The sequence below is a fragment of the Nocardia sp. CA-136227 genome, assembly GCF_050955695.1.
In the GTDB taxonomy this organism is placed as follows: domain Bacteria; phylum Actinomycetota; class Actinomycetes; order Mycobacteriales; family Mycobacteriaceae; genus Nocardia.
In genome coordinates, this window is sequence record NZ_CP192081.1 from 1,341,258 (window position 1) to 1,361,429 (window position 20,172).

At 68.1% G+C, this 20,172-nt stretch carries 20 protein-coding genes and 1 tRNA gene; 16 read left to right on the plus strand and 5 right to left on the minus strand.

Annotated features, from left to right (window positions below):
• Positions 1–257: 257 nt before the first annotated feature.
• The 3 genes from ACQP06_RS06040 to ACQP06_RS06050 all read right to left on the minus strand — a co-directional run bounded on the left by ACQP06_RS06040 (position 258) and on the right by ACQP06_RS06050 (position 2,134).
• A tRNA-Arg gene (locus ACQP06_RS06040) sits at positions 258–333 on the minus strand.
• A gap of 113 nt (positions 334–446) precedes the next feature.
• Entirely contained in the window at positions 447–1,160 is a 714-nt protein-coding gene (locus tag ACQP06_RS06045) for a DUF305 domain-containing protein (RefSeq protein WP_433671066.1), read from the minus strand.
• A gap of 11 nt (positions 1,161–1,171) precedes the next feature.
• On the minus strand, positions 1,172–2,134 hold the full coding sequence (locus ACQP06_RS06050) for a DUF3105 domain-containing protein (protein WP_433671068.1): 963 nt from the start codon (positions 2,132–2,134) through the stop codon (positions 1,172–1,174).
• A gap of 122 nt (positions 2,135–2,256) precedes the next feature.
• On the opposite strand from ACQP06_RS06050, the gene argS reads away from it, so the two are divergent.
• The 9 genes from argS (at position 2,257) to prmC (ending at position 14,234) form a co-directional block, all read left to right on the plus strand.
• Positions 2,257–3,915 (plus strand): arginine--tRNA ligase, encoded by a 1,659-nt coding sequence (argS, locus tag ACQP06_RS06055; protein WP_433671069.1) that lies wholly within the window; start codon positions 2,257–2,259, stop codon positions 3,913–3,915.
• Positions 3,916–5,337, plus strand: a complete 1,422-nt coding sequence (gene lysA / locus ACQP06_RS06060) for a diaminopimelate decarboxylase (RefSeq protein WP_357097785.1) — start codon at positions 3,916–3,918, stop codon at positions 5,335–5,337.
• Positions 5,334–6,677 (plus strand): homoserine dehydrogenase, encoded by a 1,344-nt coding sequence (locus ACQP06_RS06065; protein ID WP_379105652.1) that lies wholly within the window; start codon positions 5,334–5,336, stop codon positions 6,675–6,677. The genes lysA and ACQP06_RS06065 overlap by 4 nt, the downstream gene beginning before the upstream one ends.
• Positions 6,674–7,765 carry a threonine synthase gene (thrC, locus tag ACQP06_RS06070; RefSeq protein WP_433671071.1) on the plus strand — a complete coding sequence of 364 codons (1,092 nt, stop codon included), beginning with the start codon at positions 6,674–6,676 and terminating at the stop codon, positions 7,763–7,765. The genes ACQP06_RS06065 and thrC overlap by 4 nt, the downstream gene beginning before the upstream one ends.
• A gap of 25 nt (positions 7,766–7,790) precedes the next feature.
• A complete protein-coding gene (thrB, locus tag ACQP06_RS06075) occupies positions 7,791–8,744 on the plus strand; it encodes a homoserine kinase (protein ID WP_433673249.1) in 954 nt (317 codons plus the stop codon).
• A gap of 299 nt (positions 8,745–9,043) precedes the next feature.
• On the plus strand, positions 9,044–11,131 hold the full coding sequence (gene rho / locus ACQP06_RS06080; protein ID WP_433671073.1) for a transcription termination factor Rho: 2,088 nt from the start codon (positions 9,044–9,046) through the stop codon (positions 11,129–11,131).
• A gap of 645 nt (positions 11,132–11,776) precedes the next feature.
• Positions 11,777–11,998 carry a 50S ribosomal protein L31 gene (gene rpmE, locus ACQP06_RS06085; protein ID WP_357098869.1) on the plus strand — a complete coding sequence of 74 codons (222 nt, stop codon included), beginning with the start codon at positions 11,777–11,779 and terminating at the stop codon, positions 11,996–11,998.
• An 81-nt stretch (positions 11,999–12,079) separates the two neighbouring features.
• Positions 12,080–13,159, plus strand: a complete 1,080-nt coding sequence (gene prfA / locus ACQP06_RS06090; protein ID WP_433671075.1) for a peptide chain release factor 1 — start codon at positions 12,080–12,082, stop codon at positions 13,157–13,159.
• A gap of 196 nt (positions 13,160–13,355) precedes the next feature.
• On the plus strand, positions 13,356–14,234 hold the full coding sequence (gene prmC, locus ACQP06_RS06095; RefSeq protein WP_433671077.1) for a peptide chain release factor N(5)-glutamine methyltransferase: 879 nt from the start codon (positions 13,356–13,358) through the stop codon (positions 14,232–14,234).
• 3 nt (positions 14,235–14,237) lie between these two features.
• On the opposite strand, the gene ACQP06_RS06100 is transcribed toward prmC, so the two are convergent.
• Both ACQP06_RS06100 and ACQP06_RS06105 read right to left on the minus strand, forming a co-directional pair.
• Positions 14,238–14,531: a DUF427 domain-containing protein gene (locus ACQP06_RS06100; protein WP_433671079.1), complete on the minus strand. Its 294-nt coding sequence runs from the start codon at positions 14,529–14,531 to the stop codon at positions 14,238–14,240.
• 29 nt (positions 14,532–14,560) lie between these two features.
• Positions 14,561–14,821, minus strand: coding sequence for a hypothetical protein (locus tag ACQP06_RS06105; protein ID WP_433671080.1), 261 nt, complete (start codon positions 14,819–14,821; stop codon positions 14,561–14,563).
• 107 nt (positions 14,822–14,928) lie between these two features.
• On the opposite strand from ACQP06_RS06105, the gene ACQP06_RS06110 reads away from it, so the two are divergent.
• The 7 genes from ACQP06_RS06110 (at position 14,929) to ACQP06_RS06140 (ending at position 20,121) form a co-directional block, all read left to right on the plus strand.
• Entirely contained in the window at positions 14,929–15,594 is a 666-nt protein-coding gene (locus ACQP06_RS06110) for an L-threonylcarbamoyladenylate synthase (protein ID WP_433671082.1), read from the plus strand.
• An 11-nt stretch (positions 15,595–15,605) separates the two neighbouring features.
• Positions 15,606–16,802 (plus strand): MraY family glycosyltransferase, encoded by a 1,197-nt coding sequence (locus tag ACQP06_RS06115; RefSeq protein WP_357098859.1) that lies wholly within the window; start codon positions 15,606–15,608, stop codon positions 16,800–16,802.
• A gap of 2 nt (positions 16,803–16,804) precedes the next feature.
• Positions 16,805–17,242, plus strand: coding sequence for a hypothetical protein (locus ACQP06_RS06120; protein WP_433671084.1), 438 nt, complete (start codon positions 16,805–16,807; stop codon positions 17,240–17,242).
• A 419-nt stretch (positions 17,243–17,661) separates the two neighbouring features.
• Positions 17,662–18,387, plus strand: a complete 726-nt coding sequence (gene atpB / locus ACQP06_RS06125) for a F0F1 ATP synthase subunit A (protein WP_357098873.1) — start codon at positions 17,662–17,664, stop codon at positions 18,385–18,387.
• A 75-nt stretch (positions 18,388–18,462) separates the two neighbouring features.
• Positions 18,463–18,708 (plus strand): ATP synthase F0 subunit C, encoded by a 246-nt coding sequence (locus ACQP06_RS06130; RefSeq protein WP_040856073.1) that lies wholly within the window; start codon positions 18,463–18,465, stop codon positions 18,706–18,708.
• Positions 18,709–18,734: 26 nt separating this feature from the next.
• Positions 18,735–19,292 carry a F0F1 ATP synthase subunit B gene (locus tag ACQP06_RS06135; protein WP_433671086.1) on the plus strand — a complete coding sequence of 186 codons (558 nt, stop codon included), beginning with the start codon at positions 18,735–18,737 and terminating at the stop codon, positions 19,290–19,292.
• Positions 19,293–19,311: 19 nt separating this feature from the next.
• On the plus strand, positions 19,312–20,121 hold the full coding sequence (locus ACQP06_RS06140; protein ID WP_357098852.1) for a F0F1 ATP synthase subunit delta: 810 nt from the start codon (positions 19,312–19,314) through the stop codon (positions 20,119–20,121).
• Positions 20,122–20,172: the final 51 nt, after the last annotated feature.

The following is a 20,172-nucleotide window of genomic DNA, read 5'->3' on the forward strand; positions in this document are numbered from 1 at the left end:
CGTGCACGTGTTTCACTCGGCAAGGCAGGGCCGACCGATCTGCCCGGAACGCGCTCGCGGTGTCCGGCTGCCTCCTGCGCAACCGGACACCGCGATGCACAGCTCTACCTTCCCGCCCAGGGCCGTGAATCGGAATACCGATCCGTCACGATGGCACGATAAGTCAGACATTTGCTCCGGCTGTCACGGTGCGCGGACACCATCACGCTGCGCGAACGACAAAGGCCCCGACCGTCATTGACGGTCGGGGCCTTCGGTGGTGCCCTCGGCAGGAATCGAACCTGCGGCCTTCTGCTCCGGAGGCAGACGCTCTATCCCCTGAGCTACGAGGGCGGGGATGGTCCCGTCCGGTCTCCCGGTCGGGCGGGGAAAGCGTATCGCATCGGCTGCGCTGCGCCAAAAACCGATGCGGACCGGGCGTTTCTATCCACCCGGTCCGCCGGTCCTCAGTTCATCGGCAGCGGTGCGACCTTGCGTTCGGCGAGCATCTGCGTCATCAGATCGGCCTCACCCTGCTGGGTTTTGGCCATGCTCTCCGCCAGCGACCGCACCGCGTCGGTGTCGGCGCGCTGTTCCGCGTACTCGATCATCGGCATGCCGCCCTGATGGTGGCGCAGCATGAGCTGCAGGAACAACGCGTCCTGGGCCGGACCGGTGGCCTGGCCGAGCGCGGCCATCTCCTGATCCGAGGCCATCCCGGGCATGGTCTGCACCGCGCCCGCGTGCATGGCCGTGCCCGAATGCTGGTGCGCCGACATGTCGGTCATCCAGCCCATGTAGCCGTCGGGGGAGATGAGCGGCTTGTCCCACAGCTGCAGCCAACCCTGCATGCGCCCGGCCTGATTGGCCTGCGTGGTCAGGATGTCGTAGGCCAGGCGCTTCACCGCCGGGTCGGCCGACCCGGTCAGCGCCAGACTCGACATCTGCACCGCCTGCGTGTGGTGCACCGACATGTCCTGGGAGAAGCCGACATCCACGGCGCCGGGCGTTTCGGTCTGATGCCGCAGCGGATTGCCGACCAGGATTCCGGCCAGGAAACCCACGAGCAGCACCCCGACCACGCCGAGGATCGCCAGCAGCTGCCGCTGATTGCGGCGCGGCTGCTGGTCGGGCTCGGCGGCGGGATCCGGCTCGGAGCTGCGGTCGGGAACGTCGGCCATGAACGGCGGCACTACTGGGTCGGAGCCGGCTGCTCCGGCTGCGTCGGGCCGTCGGTCGGGGCCGGGATGGTCGGGATGCCGCCGGGCAGGCCGGCGTCGGTCGGCAGACCCGGGGTGCCCTCGGGCAGGCTCGGGATGCCGCCGGGGAAGCCGGGGATGCCGCCGGGCATGCCCGGGGTGCCGCCGGTCTCGTTCTGCGCCTTGGTCGCACCGGTGCCGTCCATCGGGACCGCGTCGGGGCCGGGGGCGCTCGGGTCGAAGGCCGGCGGGTTGTCGGTCTTGAAGGTCGGGTTCGCGCAGTCCGCGCCGACCTCGGGGTAGGCGTACTGGTTCAGCCGCAGCGCGGTGATGAACTGGGTGACGCGCTTGTCATCGGCGCTGTCCAGCTTGAGCTGGTGGCCCCACGACTGCAGCGAGATGGCCGAATCCAGGCCCGGGTACGGCGACATCAGGGTGTACGGCTTGCCCTTGACCTTGGCCGACAGCGTGTCGACGCCCGCCTTGTCGAGCTTGTCCGGGTTGTAGGCGATCCAGACCGCGCCGTGCTCGAGCGAGTGCACCGCGTTCTCGGTGCGGATCGCCACCGGGTACACCACACCGGTGCACGCCGCCCACGAGCTGTCGTGCGGACCGCCGAAGGGCGGGGCCTGGTCGTAGGCCACCCGCTGGGTCGCGGAGATGTGCAGGCCCGCCGCGTAGTCCTTCTTCACCACGCCGGAGATCTGATCCGAGGGATCCTTCTTCTGCGCGGACGGCGTGTACTTGTTCTGCTCCTGCTTGTCCTGGATCTTCGGCACGAGCACCCAGGCGATGCCGCCGATCAGGGCGAGGACGCAGACGACGGCGCCGATCATGAGCCACGGGATCTGGCGCTTACCGCCCAGTCCGCCGCCACCGCCCTTGCGGGACGACCCGGCGGACTTGCCCGCGGCCTTGATGGCCTTGGCCGATTTGGCACTGGTCTTGCTCGGCATGCTTGTTGTGCTCTTTTCGACGTGTCGGACAATCAAACGACGCGGCCGCATCGTTTGCTGGGCACCTGCCCGGTGGTGCCCGCTCGCGGCGTTCACCTGCTCAGACCATAGGATAGTGACTCGTGACTCCAGCTGACCTTGCAGATCTCCTTCGTGCTACCGCGGCGAAGGTACTTGTCGAACGTGGATCCGACCCTGCGGTCCTGCCCGACGAGGTCAAGGTGGAGCGTCCCCGCAACCCCGAGCACGGTGACTATGCCACGAATGTGGCCATGCAGGTAGGCAAGAAGGCGGGAATGAACCCGCGCGATTTCGCCACCCTGCTCGCCGAGGCGCTGACCGCCGCCGAGGGCATCGAGGTCGCCGAAGTCGCGGGACCCGGCTTTTTGAACATCCGCCTGGCCAAGGCCGCGCAGGGCGCGATCGTGGAGAAGATCCTGGAGGCGGGCGCGGAGTTCGGCACCGCGGACGCCATGAGCGGCACCAGGATCAACCTGGAGTTCGTCTCCGCCAACCCCACCGGCCCCATCCACCTGGGCGGCACCCGCTGGGCCTCGGTCGGCGACGCGCTCGGCCGCATCCTGGCCGCGCAGGGCGCCGACGTCACCCGCGAGTACTACTTCAACGACCACGGCGCGCAGATCGACCGCTTCGCCAACTCGCTGGTCGCCGCCGCGCTGGGGCAGCCGACCCCCGAGGACGGGTACGCGGGCGATTACATCAACGACATCGCCGACACCGTCGTGAAGGCCAACCCGGGCGTGCTGGAACTCCCGGAGACCGAGCGCCACGAGCTGTTCCGCAGCGCGGGCGTCGAGCTGATGTTCGCGCACATCAAGAAGACGCTGCACGAATTCGGCACCGACTTCGACGTGTACTTCAACGAGAGCTCGCTGTTCGCCTCGGGCGCGGTGGAGAAGGCCCTCGACGAGCTCAAGGCGTCGGGCAACCTGTACGAGAAGGACGGCGCCTGGTGGATCGCCTCCACCGAGTACGGCGACGACAAGGACCGCGTCGTCATCAAGAGCGACGGCAAGTCCGCCTACATCGGCGGTGACATCGCCTACTTCCAGAACAAGCGCTCGCGCGGCTTCGACCTGTGCATCTACATGCTGGGCGCCGACCACCACGGCTACATCGGGCGTCTGAAGGCCGCCGCGGCCGCCTTCGGCGACAACCCCGACACCGTCGAGGTGCTCATCGGCCAGATGGTGAACCTGGTGAAAGACGGTGCCGCCGTCCGCATGTCGAAGCGCGCGGGCACCGTCGTCACCCTCGACGACCTGGTCGAGCAGATCGGCGTCGACGCCGCCCGCTACTCGCTGGTGCGCTCCTCGGTGAACTCCAGCATCGACATCGACCTGGACCTGTGGACCCGCCAGGACAGTGAGAACCCGGTCTACTACGTGCAATACGCGCACGCCCGCACCAACCAGATCATCGGCAACTCCGCCGCGTTCGACTACGCCTCGATCGCACCGGATTTCGCGCTGCTCACCGATGACCGCGAGGGCGAGCTGATCCGCACCCTCGGCGAGTACCCGCGCGTGGTGGCCACCGCCGCCGACATGCGCGAGCCGCACCGCGTCGTCCGCTACCTCGAGGAGCTGGCAGGCGCGTACCACCCCTTCCAGTCCGACAAGACGCTGCGCGTCATCCCGCAGGGCGACGACGAGGTCACCCCGCTCAACGCCGCTCGTCTCGAGCTGGTCAAAGCCACCCGTCAGGTTCTCGCCAACGGCCTCGGCCTGCTAGGCGTCAGTGCTCCGGAGCGTATGTAGATGAGTGCCCACCCCGCCGGTCCCCGCCACGCGGACATTCCGCACGCGCCCACCCTGGCCGAGCGCCCCAGCGCGCCCGCCCAGATGATCGAGCTGCCCGCGAACGTGTGGCCGCGCAACGCCTCCCGCGACGCCGACGGCGTGGTGCGGCTGGCCGGTGTGCCGGTGCACGAGCTGGCCGCCGAGTACGGCACCCCGCTGTTCGTCATCGACGAGGACGACTTCCGTTCCCGCTGCCGCGACATGGTCCGCGCCTTCGGCGACGGCGCGCGAGTCCACTACGCCTCCAAGGCGTTCCTGTGCGGCGAGATCGCCCGCTGGATCCGCGACGAGGGCCTGCACCTGGACGTCTGCTCCGGCGGCGAGCTCGCGGTGGCGCTGCACGCCGGCTTCCCGGCCGAGCGAATCGCGCTGCACGGCAACAACAAATCGGTGCCCGAACTCGAGATGGCGGTCGAGGCGGGCGTCGGCGACGTGGTCGTCGACTCGCTGATCGAGATCGAGCGGCTGGAAGCCGTCGCCAAGCGCGCGGGCAAGGTCGTCGACGTGCTGGTGCGCGTCACCGTCGGCGTGGAAGCCCACACCCACGAGTACATCTCGACCGCGCACGAGGACCAGAAGTTCGGCTTCTCCATCGCGGGCGGCGACGCCATGCAGGCCATCGCGCGGGTCTTCGAATCCGACAACCTGCGCCTGCTCGGCCTGCACTCGCACATCGGCTCGCAGATCTTCGAGATCGACGGCTTCGAGATCTCCACCCGCCGCATGCTGGGCCTGCTGCGCGAGGTCGCCGACAAGTTCGGCATGGAACGCGCCGAGCAGATGCGGATCCTGGATCTCGGTGGCGGCCTGGGCATCTCGTACCTGCCGCACGAGGATCCGCCCGCCCTGGACGGCTTCGCCGCCAACCTGCGCCGCATCGTGGCCGAGGAGGCCGAGCGCGCCGGGCTGCCGATGCCGACCATCGCCGTCGAGCCGGGCCGCGCCATCGCCGGTCCCGGCACCGTCACCCTCTACGAGGTGGGCACCATCAAAGATGTTGTGCTCGACGGCGGCAATCGCCGACGCTATGTGAGCGTCGACGGCGGCATGAGCGACAACATTCGTCCGGCCCTGTACCAGGCCGAGTACGACTGCCGGCTGGTCTCGCGGTCCAGCGAGGCCGGTCCGGTGGTGGCCCGAGTGGTCGGAAAGCATTGCGAGAGTGGGGATATCGTCATCCGCGATACCTGGCTCCCGGCCGATGTGGGCCCGGGCGACCTGGTGGCGGTGGCCGCGACCGGCGCGTACTGCTACTCGATGTCGAGCCGTTACAACATGCTCACCCGGCCCCCGGTGGTCGCGGTGCGAGACGGCAAGGCGCGCTTGATCCTCCGCCGTGAAACGGTGGAGGACCTACTCAGCTTGGAGGTGAAGGCATGACCGAGGTGGCGAACAACGCTGCGAAGAACGGCGTGTGGGGATCGGATCACCCGATCGGTGTCGCGGTCCTCGGCATGGGCACGGTCGGCACCGAGGTGGTCCGCATCATTCGTGACCACGCCGACGACCTGTGCAACCGTGTCGGCGCCCCCGTCGTGCTGCGCGGCGTCGCGGTGCGGGACCTGAGCAAGGACCGCGGCCTGTCCGCCGACCTGCTCACCACCGACGCCGAGGCCCTGGTCACCCGCGACGACGTCGACATCGTCGTCGAGGTGATGGGCGGCATCGACCCGGCCCGCGCCCTCATCTCCGCGGCCCTGAACGCGGGTAAGTCCGTGGTCACCGCCAACAAGGCGCTGCTCGCGGACTACACCGGCGAGCTGGCCGCCGCGGCCGAGAACCACCGCGCCGACCTCTACTTCGAGGCCGCCGTGGCCGGCGCCATCCCGGTGGTCCGCCCGCTCATCCAGTCGCTGTCCGGCGACCGGGTCAACCGCGTGGTCGGCATCGTGAACGGCACCACCAACTTCATCCTCTCGGCCATGGCCGAGACCGGCGCCGACTACGACGACGTGCTGGCCGAGGCCACCCGCCTGGGCTACGCCGAGGCCGACCCGACCGCCGACGTCGAGGGCTACGACGCCGCCGCCAAGGCCGCGATCCTGGCCTCGGTCGCCTTCCACACCCGCGTCACCTCCGGCGACGTCTACCGCGAGGGCATCTCCAAGATCACCTCCGAGGATCTGGAGACCGCCGCGGCCGTGGGCTGCACGGTGAAGCTGCTGGCCATGGCCGAGCGCGTCACCGACGAGGGCGGCAAGGAGAAGATTTCCGTGCGCGTCTACCCGGCCCTCATCCCGCGCAAGCACCCCCTCGCCGCGGTCAGCGGCGCGTTCAACGCCGTGGTCGTGGAGGCCGAGAACGCCGGCCGCCTGATGTTCTACGGGCAGGGCGCCGGCGGCGCTCCCACCGCGTCGGCCGTGATGGGCGATCTGGTGATGGCGGCGCGCAACAAGTTCTACGGTGGCCGCGCACCGGGCGAATCGGTCTATGCTGAGCTGCCGATCGCCTCGATCGGCGACACCCCGACCCGCTATCACGTGAACATGCAGGTCGCCGACCGCACCGGTGTGCTGGAAGCGGTCGCCGGGGAATTCGCCAAACACAGTGTGAGCATCTCGACGGTCCGCCAGGAGGGGCACGACGAGGGTGCGCGCCTGGTTGTGGTGACCCACCACGCGCTGGAGTCCGCGCTGGCGGATACCGTTGCCGCATTGGCCGAACTGGACTCCGTCACGTCCGTGACCAGTGTTCTGAGATTGGAAGGCACCGAGGAATGAGTGCAACCGCACGCGCTGCTGCACCTGTGCACACGCCGTGGCCGGGTTTGATCGACGCGTATCGCGATCGTCTCGCGATTCCCGCCGACTGGAAGGCCGTCACTCTCTTCGAGGGCGGCACCCCGCTGGTGCCCGCACACCACCTGTCGGAACTGACCGGCTGCGAGGTGTACCTCAAGGTCGAGGGCGCGAACCCGACCGGCTCGTTCAAGGACCGTGGCATGACCATGGCCATGACCGACGCCAAGTACAACGGCAAGACCGCCGTGCTGTGCGCCTCGACCGGCAACACCTCGGCCTCGGCCGCGGCGTACGCCACCCGCGCCGGACTGCACTGCGCGGTGCTGATCCCGTCGGGCAAGATCGCCATGGGCAAGCTGGCCCAGGCGGTCATGCTGGGCGCGAAGATCATCCAGGTGGACGGCAACTTCGACGACTGCCTGGAGCTGGCCCGCAAGGTCACCTCCGACTTCCCCGAGGTCGGCCTGGTGAACTCGGTGAACCCGGCCCGCATCGAGGGCCAGAAGACGGCCGCCTTCGAGATCGCCGACGCGCTGGGCAAGGCCCCCGACGTGCACGTGCTCCCGGTCGGCAACGCGGGCAACATCACCGCGTACTGGAAGGGCTACAGCGAGTACTTCGCCGACGGCGTCACCACCTCGCGCCCGCGCATGCTGGGCGTGCAGGCCGCGGGTGCCGCGCCGCTGGTCAACGGTGCTCCGGTGCCGAACCCGGAGACCATCGCCACCGCCATCCGGATCGGTGCGCCCGCGTCCTGGAACGGTGCGATGAACGCCAAGGAGGAGTCGGGTGGCGCCTTCCGCGCGGCCACCGACGAGAAAATCCTCGCCGCGTACCGCCTGGTCGCGGCCACCGAGGGCGTCTTCGTGGAGCCCGCCTCCGCCGCGTCGGTCGCCGGTCTGCTGGCCGCGCGCGCCGAGGGCTGGCTGGATTCCGGTCTCACCGTGGTCTGCACCGTGACCGGCAACGGTCTCAAGGACCCGGACAACGCGCTCAAGGGGATGCCCGAGGTCAAGCCGATCGCGGTCGACCCGGTCGCCGTGGCCCACGAGCTCGAGCTGGCCTGAGTTGACCGCGCGCGACGCACAGCTCATGACGCGGACGCTGCCCGCCGGAATCTCCGTCACCGTGCGGGTTCCGGCGTCCAGCGCGAATCTGGGTCCGGGATTCGATTCCCTGGGAATCGCTCTGGGTCTCTACGACGAGATCACGGTGTCCACCACCGACACCGGCCTGACCATCCGGGTCGAGGGGGAGGGCGCCGATGATGTGCCCTGGGGCCCTTCGCATCTGGTGGTGCGCGCCATCGAACGCGGCCTGCAGGCCGCGGGCGTGTGGGCGGACGGCCTGGACGTGGTGTGCCGCAACGTGATTCCGCATTCGCGGGGCATGGGCTCGTCGGCTTCGGCGGTGGTCGGCGGCTTGGCCGCCGGCCGCGGCCTGGCCGCGAAATTCGATGCCGGACTGGCCTACGGCGATGACGTGATGGTGCAGCTGGCCTCGGAATTCGAGGGCCACCCGGACAACGCGTCGGCCAGCATTCTGGGCGGGATCGTGGTGTCCTGGTCCGAAACCGACGGTCCCGCAGCCGGAAACGGCACGGCGGAGCTGCACGGCCGCGTCTACCGCGCGGTGCGGCTGGAACCGCACGCCTCGCTGCGCCCGGTGGTGCTCATCCCCGAGGAGCGTTCCTCCACCGCGCACACCCGCGGCCTGCTCCCGGACACGGTGCCGCACGCCGACGCGGCCTTCAACGCCAGCCGGGCCGCGCTGGCGGTAGTCGCCTTGACGCAGCGCCCTGACCTGCTGATGCCCGCCACGGCCGACCGGCTACATCAGGGCTACCGCGCCTCGGCGCTGCCGCTCACCACGAAGTGGATCGAACGGCTGCGCGCGGCCGGCATTCCGGCTACTGTGTCGGGCGCAGGTCCGACCGTGTTGGCCTTCGCGACCAGCGAATTCCCCGAGGAACTGCGCGAACTCGCGATCGCCGACGGACTGCGCGTGCTCGAGCCCGGCATCGCCGACGGCGTCTTGGTGGATTGACAGCGCGCCTGCCTTGCCGATGCAAAAGGTGGGAGCTATCCTGAGCGAGTCCGTACATCGTGCGCGTCAGACGCCGGTGCTTCATCAGGGCAAATCGCTCCAGAGGCTCCTTGCTCGGGCTCGAGCTCGAGGCTCGAAACTTGGGGGTAGCCAGTCAACTGGAATGATCTCTCCCACCATTTGGCGAGCCCACCGGTCCGGCGGGACAGGCGATACGGCATCCGAGTCCGGCAGGAGTCCGGACTGCAGGAGGAACCCTCGAACTGGCACACGGCGGTCGAGGGAAGGAAAGGATTTCCGTGACAGATACGGACCTGCTCGCGACACCCGGGGTGGACAGTGATCCAGCGTCCTCGGGGAGCCGCGAAAGTGACTCCGGACAGATTTCGAAGATGAGCGAACAAACTGACGTCGCACGATCGGGGCTGACTGGAATGTTGTTGCCGCAGTTGCGTGCGCTTGCGGGAGAACTCGGTATCCGAGGCACTTCCGGGATGCGTAAGGGTGATCTCATCGCCGCTATCAAGGAGAACCAGGTCGGGGCCACCATCAAGGCGCCCGCGACCGGTGGTGGCAAGACCACGGGGAAGGCCAAGTCGAAGGCCGAGGACGCGTCGACCGGCGGGGAGTCCGTGTCGGCCGCCGACACCGAGTCCGTGAAGAAGTCCGCCCGGTCCGCCGATGCGGCGCCGGCCGAGGCGAAGACCGAGGCGAAGACCGAGGCGAAGGCCGACCGCGCCGAGAAGGCCGAGTCCCGCCAAAACGCTTCGGAGACGCGCGAATCCAAGGCCGCGGAGTCCCGTGAGGCCAAGCGCGAGGAGGGCGAGACCGCCCGCGCCGAGGGTGGCGAGGACACTCGCGACGGCGGCCAGCGTGGCCGCGGCCGCCAGCGCCGTGGTCGCGAGCAGCGTGGCGCGGCCGACGCTGCCGAGGCCCCCGCCGCCGACAAGGGCGAGCAGGAGGGCGGCGAGCGTCGCCGCGATCGCAACCAGGGTGAGCGCAACCAGGGCGAGCGCGGTCAGCGCGGCGACCAGGGTGAGCGCAATCAGGGTGAGCGCAACCAGAACGCCGGTCAGCAGAACGGCGCCGGTCGCAGCGACCGCAATGACCGCGGTGGTGACGACGAAGAGGGCCGCGGCCGTCGGGGTCGCCGCTTCCGTGAGCGTCGCCGTGGGCGGGACCGCGACGGCGGCGCCGGTGGTGGCGGCGGCGAGGCCCGCGAGATGGAGATCCGCGAGGACGACATCCTGCAGCCGGTCGCGGGCATCCTCGATGTCCTCGACAACTACGCGTTCGTCCGCACCTCCGGCTACCTGGCCGGCCAGAACGACGTGTACGTGTCGATGAACCTGGTCCGCAAGAACGGCCTGCGCCGTGGTGACCACATCGTCGGTGCGGTGCGTGCCCCGCGTGACGGCGACCAGAGCAACCAGCGTCAGAAGTTCGATCCGCTGGTGCGGTTGGACACGGTCAACGGCGGCGACGTCGAAAGTGCCAGGCGCCGACCGGAATTCAACAAGCTCACCCCGCTGTACCCGAACCAGCGCCTGCGGCTGGAGACCCAGCCGAACAAGCTGACCACACGCATCATCGACCTGATCATGCCGATCGGTAAGGGCCAGCGCGCGCTGATCGTGTCCCCGCCCAAGGCGGGCAAGACGATGGTCATCCAGGACATCGCCAACGCGATCGCGACCAACAACCCCGAGTGCTACCTGATGGTGGTGCTGGTGGACGAGCGTCCCGAGGAAGTGACCGACATGCAGCGCTCCGTGCGCGGCGAGGTCATCGCCTCCACCTTCGACCGCCCGCCGAGCGACCACACCTCGGTCGCCGAGCTCGCCATCGAGCGGGCCAAGCGCCTGGTCGAGGCCGGTCAGGACGTCGTCGTGCTGCTCGATTCGATCACTCGTCTCGGCCGCGCGTACAACAACTCGTCCCCGGCGTCGGGCCGAATCCTTTCCGGTGGTGTGGATTCCACCGCGCTGTACCCGCCCAAGCGGTTCCTCGGCGCGGCCCGCAACATCGAGAACGGCGGCTCGCTCACCATCATCGCCACCGCGCTGGTGGAGACCGGTTCCACCGGTGACACGGTCATCTTCGAGGAGTTCAAGGGCACGGGTAACGCCGAGCTCAAGCTCGATCGCAAGATCGCCGAGCGCCGCGTGTTCCCGGCGGTCGACGTGAACCTGTCCAGCACCCGTCGCGACGACCTGCTGATGTCCCCGGACGAGGCGGCCGTGCTGCACAAGCTGCGTCGCGTGCTGTCCGGCCTGGACTCGCATCAGGCCATCGACCTGATGGTGGACCGGTTGAAGAAGACCAAGTCCAACATCGAGTTCCTGATGACGGTCTCCAAGACCGCCCCGGGCGCGATCGACGAATAAGCCTGTGGCGCAAGGCAACCGATTGCCCCGCGCCCGCAGCGAACCACGACGGCGGCCCCGCTTCGGCGGGGCCGCCGCCGTATGTCCGGAACCGGGACCGGACTGAAGAAGAACAGTCCGATCAATGCCGCGCCGCCGATCATGAAGCCGAGAACGAGCGCGGTCACGGCACCGGTGTTCTCCGATGCCGTGACCGCTCGATAGGTGAGGGTGTCGTCCCCCCGCGGCGGGAGTGGGGCCGGATTCACGGATCCCACCGCGTTGCCGGACTCTCCGGGAGCCATCCACCAGCCCGCGAAGACCACAAGGGCGAGCAGTGCCAGGATTCCCCCAGCTGTCGCTTCCTTCCTGGTCACCATTCGTCCTTTCCGGGTCGTTCGCGGGGCCTTCACCTGGAGAGAACTCTATGAACACAGGTGTTCGCATTCCTGAGTAGCGCGCTACTCGACTTTCGGGTTTGCTCGCGAAGTCATCCGAGTCCCGGTCGGGAACAAATGGCTCGGGGCGCCTGTTCTGCCCCATGTCACCCCTCGTGGTGACCACGTGGGAGCAGCGCTTAGACTGTTCCGTCGGCAACCATGCCTCTAGTCGGTTCCGGTTCACGTCTTCTCGAAGGCGACCCGGCGACCATTGAAAGGACACCCAATGAGGGCAGGAATTCACCCCACTTACGTGGACACCACCGTGGTCTGCGGTTGTGGCAACACCTTCCAGACCAAGAGCACCAAGGAGTCGGGCCAGATCACGGTCGAGGTCTGCTCCCAGTGCCACCCGTTCTACACGGGCAAGCAGAAGATTCTGGACACCGGCGGCCGCGTGGCCCGCTTCGAGGCCCGCTACGGCAAGCGCGACAAGGCTGCCAAGTAGCTGTCCCCCCGACGCCCGTCCTGCGCTCCGCAGGCCGGGCGTCGGTGCGTTTATGGACCTACTAAGACGGGAGTAACCGCGATGGCCGACAAGACGGCCCCCAACGCGATCGACGACATCCTGGCCGAGTACCAGGGGCTGGAGACCCAGCTCGCCGACCCTTCGCTGCACAACGACCCGGGCGCGGCCCGTCGCGTCGGCAAGCGGTTCGCCGAGCTCGGTCCGATCATGTCGACCTACAACAAGCTGACCTCCGCGCGCGACGACCTCGCCGCCGCCGAGGAGCTGGCCGCGGACGACTCGTCCTTCGCGGCCGAGGTGCCCGGGCTGCAGGCGCAGGTGGAGGAGCTGGACAAGCAGCTCACCGACCTGCTCGCGCCGCGCGACCCGCACGACGGCGACGACGTCATCCTCGAGGTGAAGTCCGGCGAGGGCGGCGAGGAGTCGGCGCTGTTCGCCTCCGACCTGGCCCGCATGTACATCCGGTACGCGGAGCGGCACGGCTGGAAGGTCGAGGTGCTCGGCGTCACCTACTCCGATCTGGACGGGTACAAGGACGCCAGCTTCTCCATCAAGAGCAAGGAAGCCTCCCGCGACGGCGTGTGGTCCAAGCTCAAGTTCGAGGGCGGCGTGCACCGCGTGCAGCGGGTGCCGGTCACGGAATCCCAAGGGCGCATTCACACTTCGGCGGCGGGCGTGCTCGTCTATCCGGAACCCGACGAGGTCGAGGAAGTCGAGATCGACGAGAAGGACCTGCGCATCGACGTCTACCGGTCCTCCGGCAAGGGCGGCCAGGGCGTCAACACCACCGACTCCGCGGTGCGCCTCACCCACCTGCCCACCGGCCTGGTGGTGACCTGCCAGAACGAGCGGTCGCAGCTGCAGAACAAGATCCGCGCCAAGCAGGTCCTCGCGGCCCGCCTGCAGGCCCTGCTCGAGGAACAGGCCGACGCCGACGCCGCGGCCGGACGCGCCTCGCAGATCCGGACGGTGGACCGTTCCGAGCGGATCCGCACCTACAACTTCCCGGAGAACCGCATCGCCGACCACCGCATCGGTTTCAAGGCCCACAACCTGGACTCCGTGCTGGACGGCAACCTCGACGACCTGTTCACCGCGCTCGGCGAGGCCGACCGCGCGGCCCGCCTGGCCGCAGAATGAGCGGCGCGCCGAACCGCCATGGACGGGAGTTCGCGACCAGAGGATCGTTTCCCACCGTGACAACTGATGTCGTTACGGTCGGGGTAACTCCTCGGGTACGTCCAGAATCGGTTCGGCGCCCGATCACAGGTACGGGTGCACGGCTGTCGACGGCTCTCAGCCGTCCGCTGAAGTCTCGGAGAGGCGGGGGAGCACGGTGAGTCGTGCGCCATTGCGGCCGGCTATTCGGGAGGCGGTCGAGATCTTGGCCGCGGCCGGGGTCCCCAGCCCGAACGCCGACGCCGAACACCTCGCCGCTCACGTTCTGGGCGTCGATCGCGGCCGCCTGGTCCTGATGCCCATGCTCACTCCGGACCAGCTCGAGGAATTCCGCAAGCTGGTCGCCCGCCGCGCGGAACGCGTTCCGCTGCAACACCTCACGGGCACGGCCGCCATGGGGGAGATCGATCTGGCGGTCGGTCCCGGCGTCTTCGTGCCCCGCCCGGAAACCGAGTTGATCTTCGCCTGGGCGCTGGCGCGGCTGGAGGAGATCGGCCACGAACACCCGCCGATCGTCGTCGACCTGTGCACCGGCTCCGGGGCTCTGGCCCTGGCCATCGCCCACGCCCGCCCCGACGCCGAGGTGCACGCGGTCGAACTCGATCCCGAGGCGCTCGCGTGGGCCCGACGCAATGCGCTGCAATTGGCCGATGAGGGCGACACCCCCATCGACCTGCACGCGGGCGACGTCACCGATCCGGCCATCCTCGACCACCTGAACGGCCGCGTGGACGTGGTCGTCTCCAACCCGCCCTACATCCCCGAGGACGCCCGGCTCGACCCCGAGGTCATGGACCACGACCCGCACCGCGCGTTGTTCGGCGGCCCCGACGGCCTGGACGTCATCCGCCCGATGGTCGCCACCATCGGCCGCCTGCTCCGCGAAAACGGCGCGGCCGCAGTCGAACACGACGACACCAACGGCTCCGGCGTAGCCGCCCTCTTCACCGCGCACGGCGGCTTCACCGACGTGATCGAGCACCCCGACCTCGCGGGCAAGCCGCGTTTCGTGGTCGCCCGCCGCATCGCGGACTGACCGCTAGCCGGGCTCGCCCTCGACCGTGACGCCGCGCCAGAAGGCGACATGGTTCGCGATCTTCCGCGCCGGCGGACTCGGATGCGGGTAGTACCACGCCGCATCCGGATTCTCCGCGCCCCCGACCGTGACGGTGTAGTAGCTCGCGACGCCCTTCCACGGGCACACGGTGTGCTTGGCGCTCTCACTGAAGTACTCGCTCTTCAGGGACTCCACCGGAAAGTACTGATTGCCCTCGACCTCCACGGTCGTGGCGGCCTCGGCGATGACCGTCCCGTTCCAGATCGCACGCATCATGAGTCCGTGCCTCCTTCGTCCCCGCGAGCCTATGCCCGCTCCCAGCGCGCCGCTTTCCGGGACTCGTCATGCTCGGCGCGCTGACTGGGGAAGTTCTCGGCCGGGGTCGGCGCGCCACCTGAGGAATTCTTGTCGCGGGCTCGGTGTGCAGCACCGAGGAAGCCCTGGCGGCGGTTCGGTGTCGTGCCGGGGAAGTCCTGGCTGGGGCTCGGTGTCGTGCCGGGGAAGTCCTCGCTGGGGCTCGGTGCGTTGCGCTCGGGAAGTCCCCGCGGCGGTTCGGTGTGCTGCACCGGGAAGTCCTCGCGGGGGTTCGGGGGCGCGGCCCCCGGAGTCCTCGGGGTTTCAGGGGCTTGCCCCTGAAAGCTATCGCGAGTTGATCCGTGCCAAGATGTCAGCCGTGAGTACCGTCTACGACTGTGCCGATCCCGACTCCCGCGCCGCCGGTCTGAGTGCCGCGCGCAGCACGCTGAAGAGCGGTCGATTGGCCGTCATCCCGACCGACACGTTGTACGGAATCGCCGCCGACGCGTTCGACAGTCAGGCGGTGGGCGCGTTGCTGGCCGCCAAGCGGCGCGGTCGCGATATGCCGGTGCCGGTGCTGGTCGGGTCGTGGACCACGATCGACGGGCTGGTGTACTCGGTGCGCCCGCAGGCCCGGGAACTGATCCGCGCGTTCTGGCCGGGTGGCCTGAGTCTGGTTGTGCAGCAAGCCCCTTCGCTGGCCTGGGATCTGGGTGACGCGCGCGGCACGGTGATGCTGCGCATGCCGCTGCACCCGGTGGCGCTGGAGTTGCTGCGCGAGGTGGGCCCGCTGGCGGTGTCGAGCGCGAACGTGTCGGGGCAGCCGCCGGCCGCCACGGTGGGGGAGGCGCAGGCGCAGCTGGGCGATCTGGTCGGCGTGTACCTGGACGGCGGTCCGGCCGATCACGCGGTGGCGTCCACCATCGTGGATCTGACCGCGGACGCGCCGCGGGTGCTGCGTGAGGGCGCGGTGCCGATCGAGAAGATCGCGGAGGTGCTCGGTATGTCGCCCGAGGAACTCCGTCAGGCCGGCGCGCGCTGACGGCCCGCTAGATGCTTCTGAGTCAGGGCGTATTCAGCCAGGGCGCGGTTGTCCCGCTGCGGGAGCTGCTGCTGGTGCTGCTGGCCGCCGCGGTCATCGCCTTCCTCACCACGGGCGGAATCCGGGTGCTGGCCATCGCCTTCGGCGCGGTGGCGATTCCGCGGGAACGCGATGTGCACGTGAAGCCGATTCCGCGAATGGGCGGTCTGGCCATCTATCTGGGTCTGGTGGCGGCCGTCCTGTTCGCGCATCAGCTGCCCGCGTTGCGCCGGGGCTTCGATTATCCGAAGGACATTCCCGCGGTCCTGGCCGCAGCGACGCTGATCGTGCTGGTCGGCATCATCGACGACCGCTGGGGCCTGGACTGGCTGACCAAGCTGGTGGGGCAGATCACCGCGGCGGGCGTGATGGCGGTGATGGGCCTGAGCTGGGTGGCCATCTACAACCCGTTCACCAACGAGACGGTGGTGCTGGATCCGCTGCAGGGCGGTCTGGTGACGGTTGGCATCACGGTGACCGTCGTGAACGCCATGAATTTCGTGGACGGCCTGGATGGATTGGCCGCGGGCCTGGGGTTCATCGCGGCGGTCGCGGTTTTCGTGTTCACCGTGGGTTTGCTCTACGAGGTGGGCGGTTCCACCGATACGTATCCGCCCGCGTTGCTGGCGGCCGCCCTCGCCGGCGCGTGCCTGGGATTTCTGCCACACAATTTCTCACCGGCCCGCATTTTCATGGGGGATACCGGATCCATGCTGATCGGATTGATGCTGGCGGCGGTGTCGACCGGCGCGTCCGGGCGAATTCCGCTGCAGGGTTACGGCCCGCGCGACATCGTGGGTCTGTTGTCACCGTTGTTGCTGGTGGGTGCGGTGATGTTCATTCCCGTACTTGATCTTGTCTTGGCCGTGGTGCGCCGCGTGCGCGCGGGTGTGAGTTTCTCCACTCCCGATAAAATGCATCTGCATCACCGTTTGCTGCAGATCGGGCATTCGCAGCGCCGCGTGGTGCTGGTGATCTATCTGTGGGTGAGCGTCTTCGCATTCGGCGCGGTCGGCACCTCGTTGATCTCCGATCGCCGCCTGGTGGTGCTGCTGTTCGCGGCGGGGCTGGTCTTCGCGCTGATCGTCACCGCGGTGCCGTCCTGGCGGGAACTGAGGATCAACTCGGTTCGCAAACCGCCGCGTGGGCGCGATCGCGCCGCCGGGTAGAGTTGCTGTCCGTGAGCACGCCTTCCGATCCCGGTCCCGACGCCCCGCTGCGCGCGGCACTGCGCTACGGCATCGCCGGTTTGGCTGTGCTGGTTGTGGTTTCGGCGATTCTGTCGTCGATCTTCGCCGGCCTGCCCGGCCTGTGGGGCGCCCTCATCGGCTCCGCCCTGGGTGGCGCCTTCATTCTGACCACGGCTGCCTCGGTGCTGTTCAGCGCCAAGATCGAATCGGGCCTGCAGGGCCTGGTGCTGCTGGGCAGCTGGGTCGGAAAGCTGCTGCTGGCAGTGATTGTCGTCGCAGTGCTGCAGAACTACGACTTCTACAGCCGCGGCGCGCTCTTCCTGACCGTGGTCGGCGCTCTGCTCATCGTGCTCGGCGCGGAGACCTACGGCCTTCTGCGCCAACGGGTTCCGACCGTTCACGTGGAGCGTGACCTGTAGCCGGAGACCCTCCGGCACGGCCGTCGAAACACCGTTCATCCGGCGTTTCCACGACCCCCTACGCATTGTCGTAGATAACTTGATAAACTCTTTACCTGTAGCCAACCGAATCAACAGGGGGGGTCGCCTGAGACCCGCCTGAGAGCAGGTTATGCTTACAGCCGTACCGGACCCTTTCGGGTCACGGTTCTGCACCGTCGACGATGTCGCCGACGCGCGTACAGACGCCAGGGCGTGACTGCCACAGCTGCTGACGAACTTCGAGCCGACCTGAGTCGACCCACCAGATCGTCAATGTCCGATCGAACCGCAGGAGAAAACTATCTCCTGGCGGCCGACCACGGGAGAGAACGCTGAGCGTCACCATTTTGGCAGGCGAGTTCCACGCGCCGTCACTCAACGACTTCTTCCCTCCAGCAGTGCTGTTCGAGGGGACGCCTTTCGAGCTCGACCGTTTGATGCTCATTCGCATCCTGATGTCGGTCGTTCTCGTGGCAGTCATGTTCGCCGCTTTCCGTCGGCCTCAGCTGGTTCCGCGCGGACTGCAGAATGTCGCCGAATCCGGTCTGGTGTTCGTCAAGGAGCAGATCTGCGACGAGGTGCTCGGCAAGGAATCCGGTAAGAAGTTCTTCCCGCTCATCGCGTCGATCTTCTTCACCGTGCTGTTCCTGAACATCTCGGGCGTTATTCCGGGTCTGAACATCTCGTCGAACGCGCGCATCGGCATGCCGCTGGTGCTGGCTGTCGTCGCCTACGTCACCTTCAACTACGTGGGCATCAAGAAGTACGGCTTCCTGAAATACATGCGCTCGTCCATCGTGGTGCCGAATGTGCCGGCCGCGCTGCACGTGCTGCTGATCCCCATCGAGTTCATCTCGACCTTCGTGTTGCGCCCGTTCACGCTCACCGTCCGTCTCATGGCGAACATGCTGGCAGGCCACATCATGTTGGTGCTGTTCTTCAGTGCCACCCAGTTCTTCCTGTTCGATGCCGCCTCCTGGATGAAGGTGTTCTCGCCGTTCTCGCTGCTCGCGGGCTTCGGCTTCACCCTCTTCGAGCTGCTGGTGGTCTTCCTGCAGGCGTACGTGTTCGCGCTGCTGACCGCTGTCTACATCGGTCTGGCGCAGCACGCCGACTCTCACTGACCGACCGCACCAACTCCATAAACCTGCCTTCCACGCCGCCCGGCGGGTGGGCGACAGAAAGGGAATGAAACACACATGAGCACCCTCTCGTACCTGGCTGCTGAAGTTGCCGAGTCCAAGTCCAAGGGCTTCGGCGCCATCGGTTACGGCCTCGCTGCGATCGGCCCCGGCATCGGTGTGGGCATCGTCGTCGGTAAGGCCATCGAGGGCATCGCCCGTCAGCCCGAGCTGCAGGGCACCATCCGGACCAACATGTTCCTGGGTATCGCGTTCACCGAGGCCCTGGCGCTGATCGGTCTCGTCGCCGGCTTCATTTTCTGATTCCGGCCAAAGACTAGGAATCAACGATGAACAGCACCTATCTGCTTGCGGCTGAGGGGTCCGACGACGTCAACCCCCTCATCCCCGAGCCGTACGACATCTTCTGGTCTGCGGTCGTCTTCATCGTTATCGCCTTCGTCTTCGCCAAGTACGTCGTCCCGCGCCTGACCCAGGTGCTGGATGAGCGTTCGCAGAAGATCGAGGGCGGTATCGCCAAGGCCGAGGCCGTGCAGGCCGAGGCGCAGGCCACCCTGCAGCAGTACCAGGAGCAGCTGGCCGAGGCTCGCCTCGAGGCCGCTCGCATCCGCGAGGAAGCCCGCACCCAGGGTGCGGCCATCCTGTCGCAGATGCGCACCGATGCGCAGGCCGAGGCCGACCGCATCGTGGCCGCCGGCCACTCGCAGCTGGAGGCGCAGCGCCAGCAGATCGTGACCGAGCTGCGGTCCGAACTGGGCCGTACCGCGGTCGACCTGGCCGAGAAGATCATCGGTCAGTCGGTGGCCGACGAGGCCAAGCAGGCGGCGTCGATCGACCGGTTCCTCGCGGAGCTGGACGCGAACGCCGGCATCGGGGTCGGAAGGTAACGAACCGAAAGTGGGAAGCATGTACGCAGCGAGCCGCGAGGCGAGTTCCCGTGCGCGGGAAGCTCTTCGGGCCGCTCTGACCGGTAGCGACACCGTCGCGGCTACTACGGGGTCGGAACTGTTCGCCGTTGTCGCCGTCCTCGACGACCAGCGTTCGCTGCGTGTGGCGCTCGCGGATAAGTCGGTGTCGAGCTCGGCGCGAGCCGAGCTGGCCGAACGCGTCTTCGGCGGCAAGATCAGCGGTACCACGCTGGCCGTGCTGACCACGGCCGTGGCCCAGGACTGGTCGCGCGCCCGGGATCTGGTCGACACGCTGGTTCTGCTCGGCCGCGAGGCGCTGTTGCGCGCCGCGGACGAGCGTGGCCGCCTGACCGCGGTCGAGGACGAGCTGTTCCGGCTGGCCCGGATCATCGACGACAACCCGGACCTGGAGCAGGCGCTGCAGGACCACGGCAAGCCGGCGGAAGCCAAGCGGGCCCTGGTGCAGCGCCTGCTCGCCGGCAAGGTCGAAGACATCACCCAGCAGCTGGTCGAGCAGGCCGTGCTGCGCCACAAGGGCGATGTCGGCGCGGCCATCGACGAGCTGTCCGACCTGGCGGCTTCGCTCCGGGAGCAGATCGTGGCGCACGTCCGTGCCGCGGTGGCCCTGACGCCGCAGCAGCGTGAGCACCTGGCTGCTTCGCTGCAGCGCATCTACGACAAGCCCGTCACGGTGCACGTGCAGGAAGACCCGAGCCTGCTGGCCGGCGTCGTCGTGCGCGTCGGCGACGACCTGATCGACGGCAGCGCCGTCGGCCGCCTCCAGCGCTTGCGTCAGTCTCTCGCCTGAGACACGAACGCCAGAAGCGCAGTAACACACCGACATTCGAGACCACAGCGA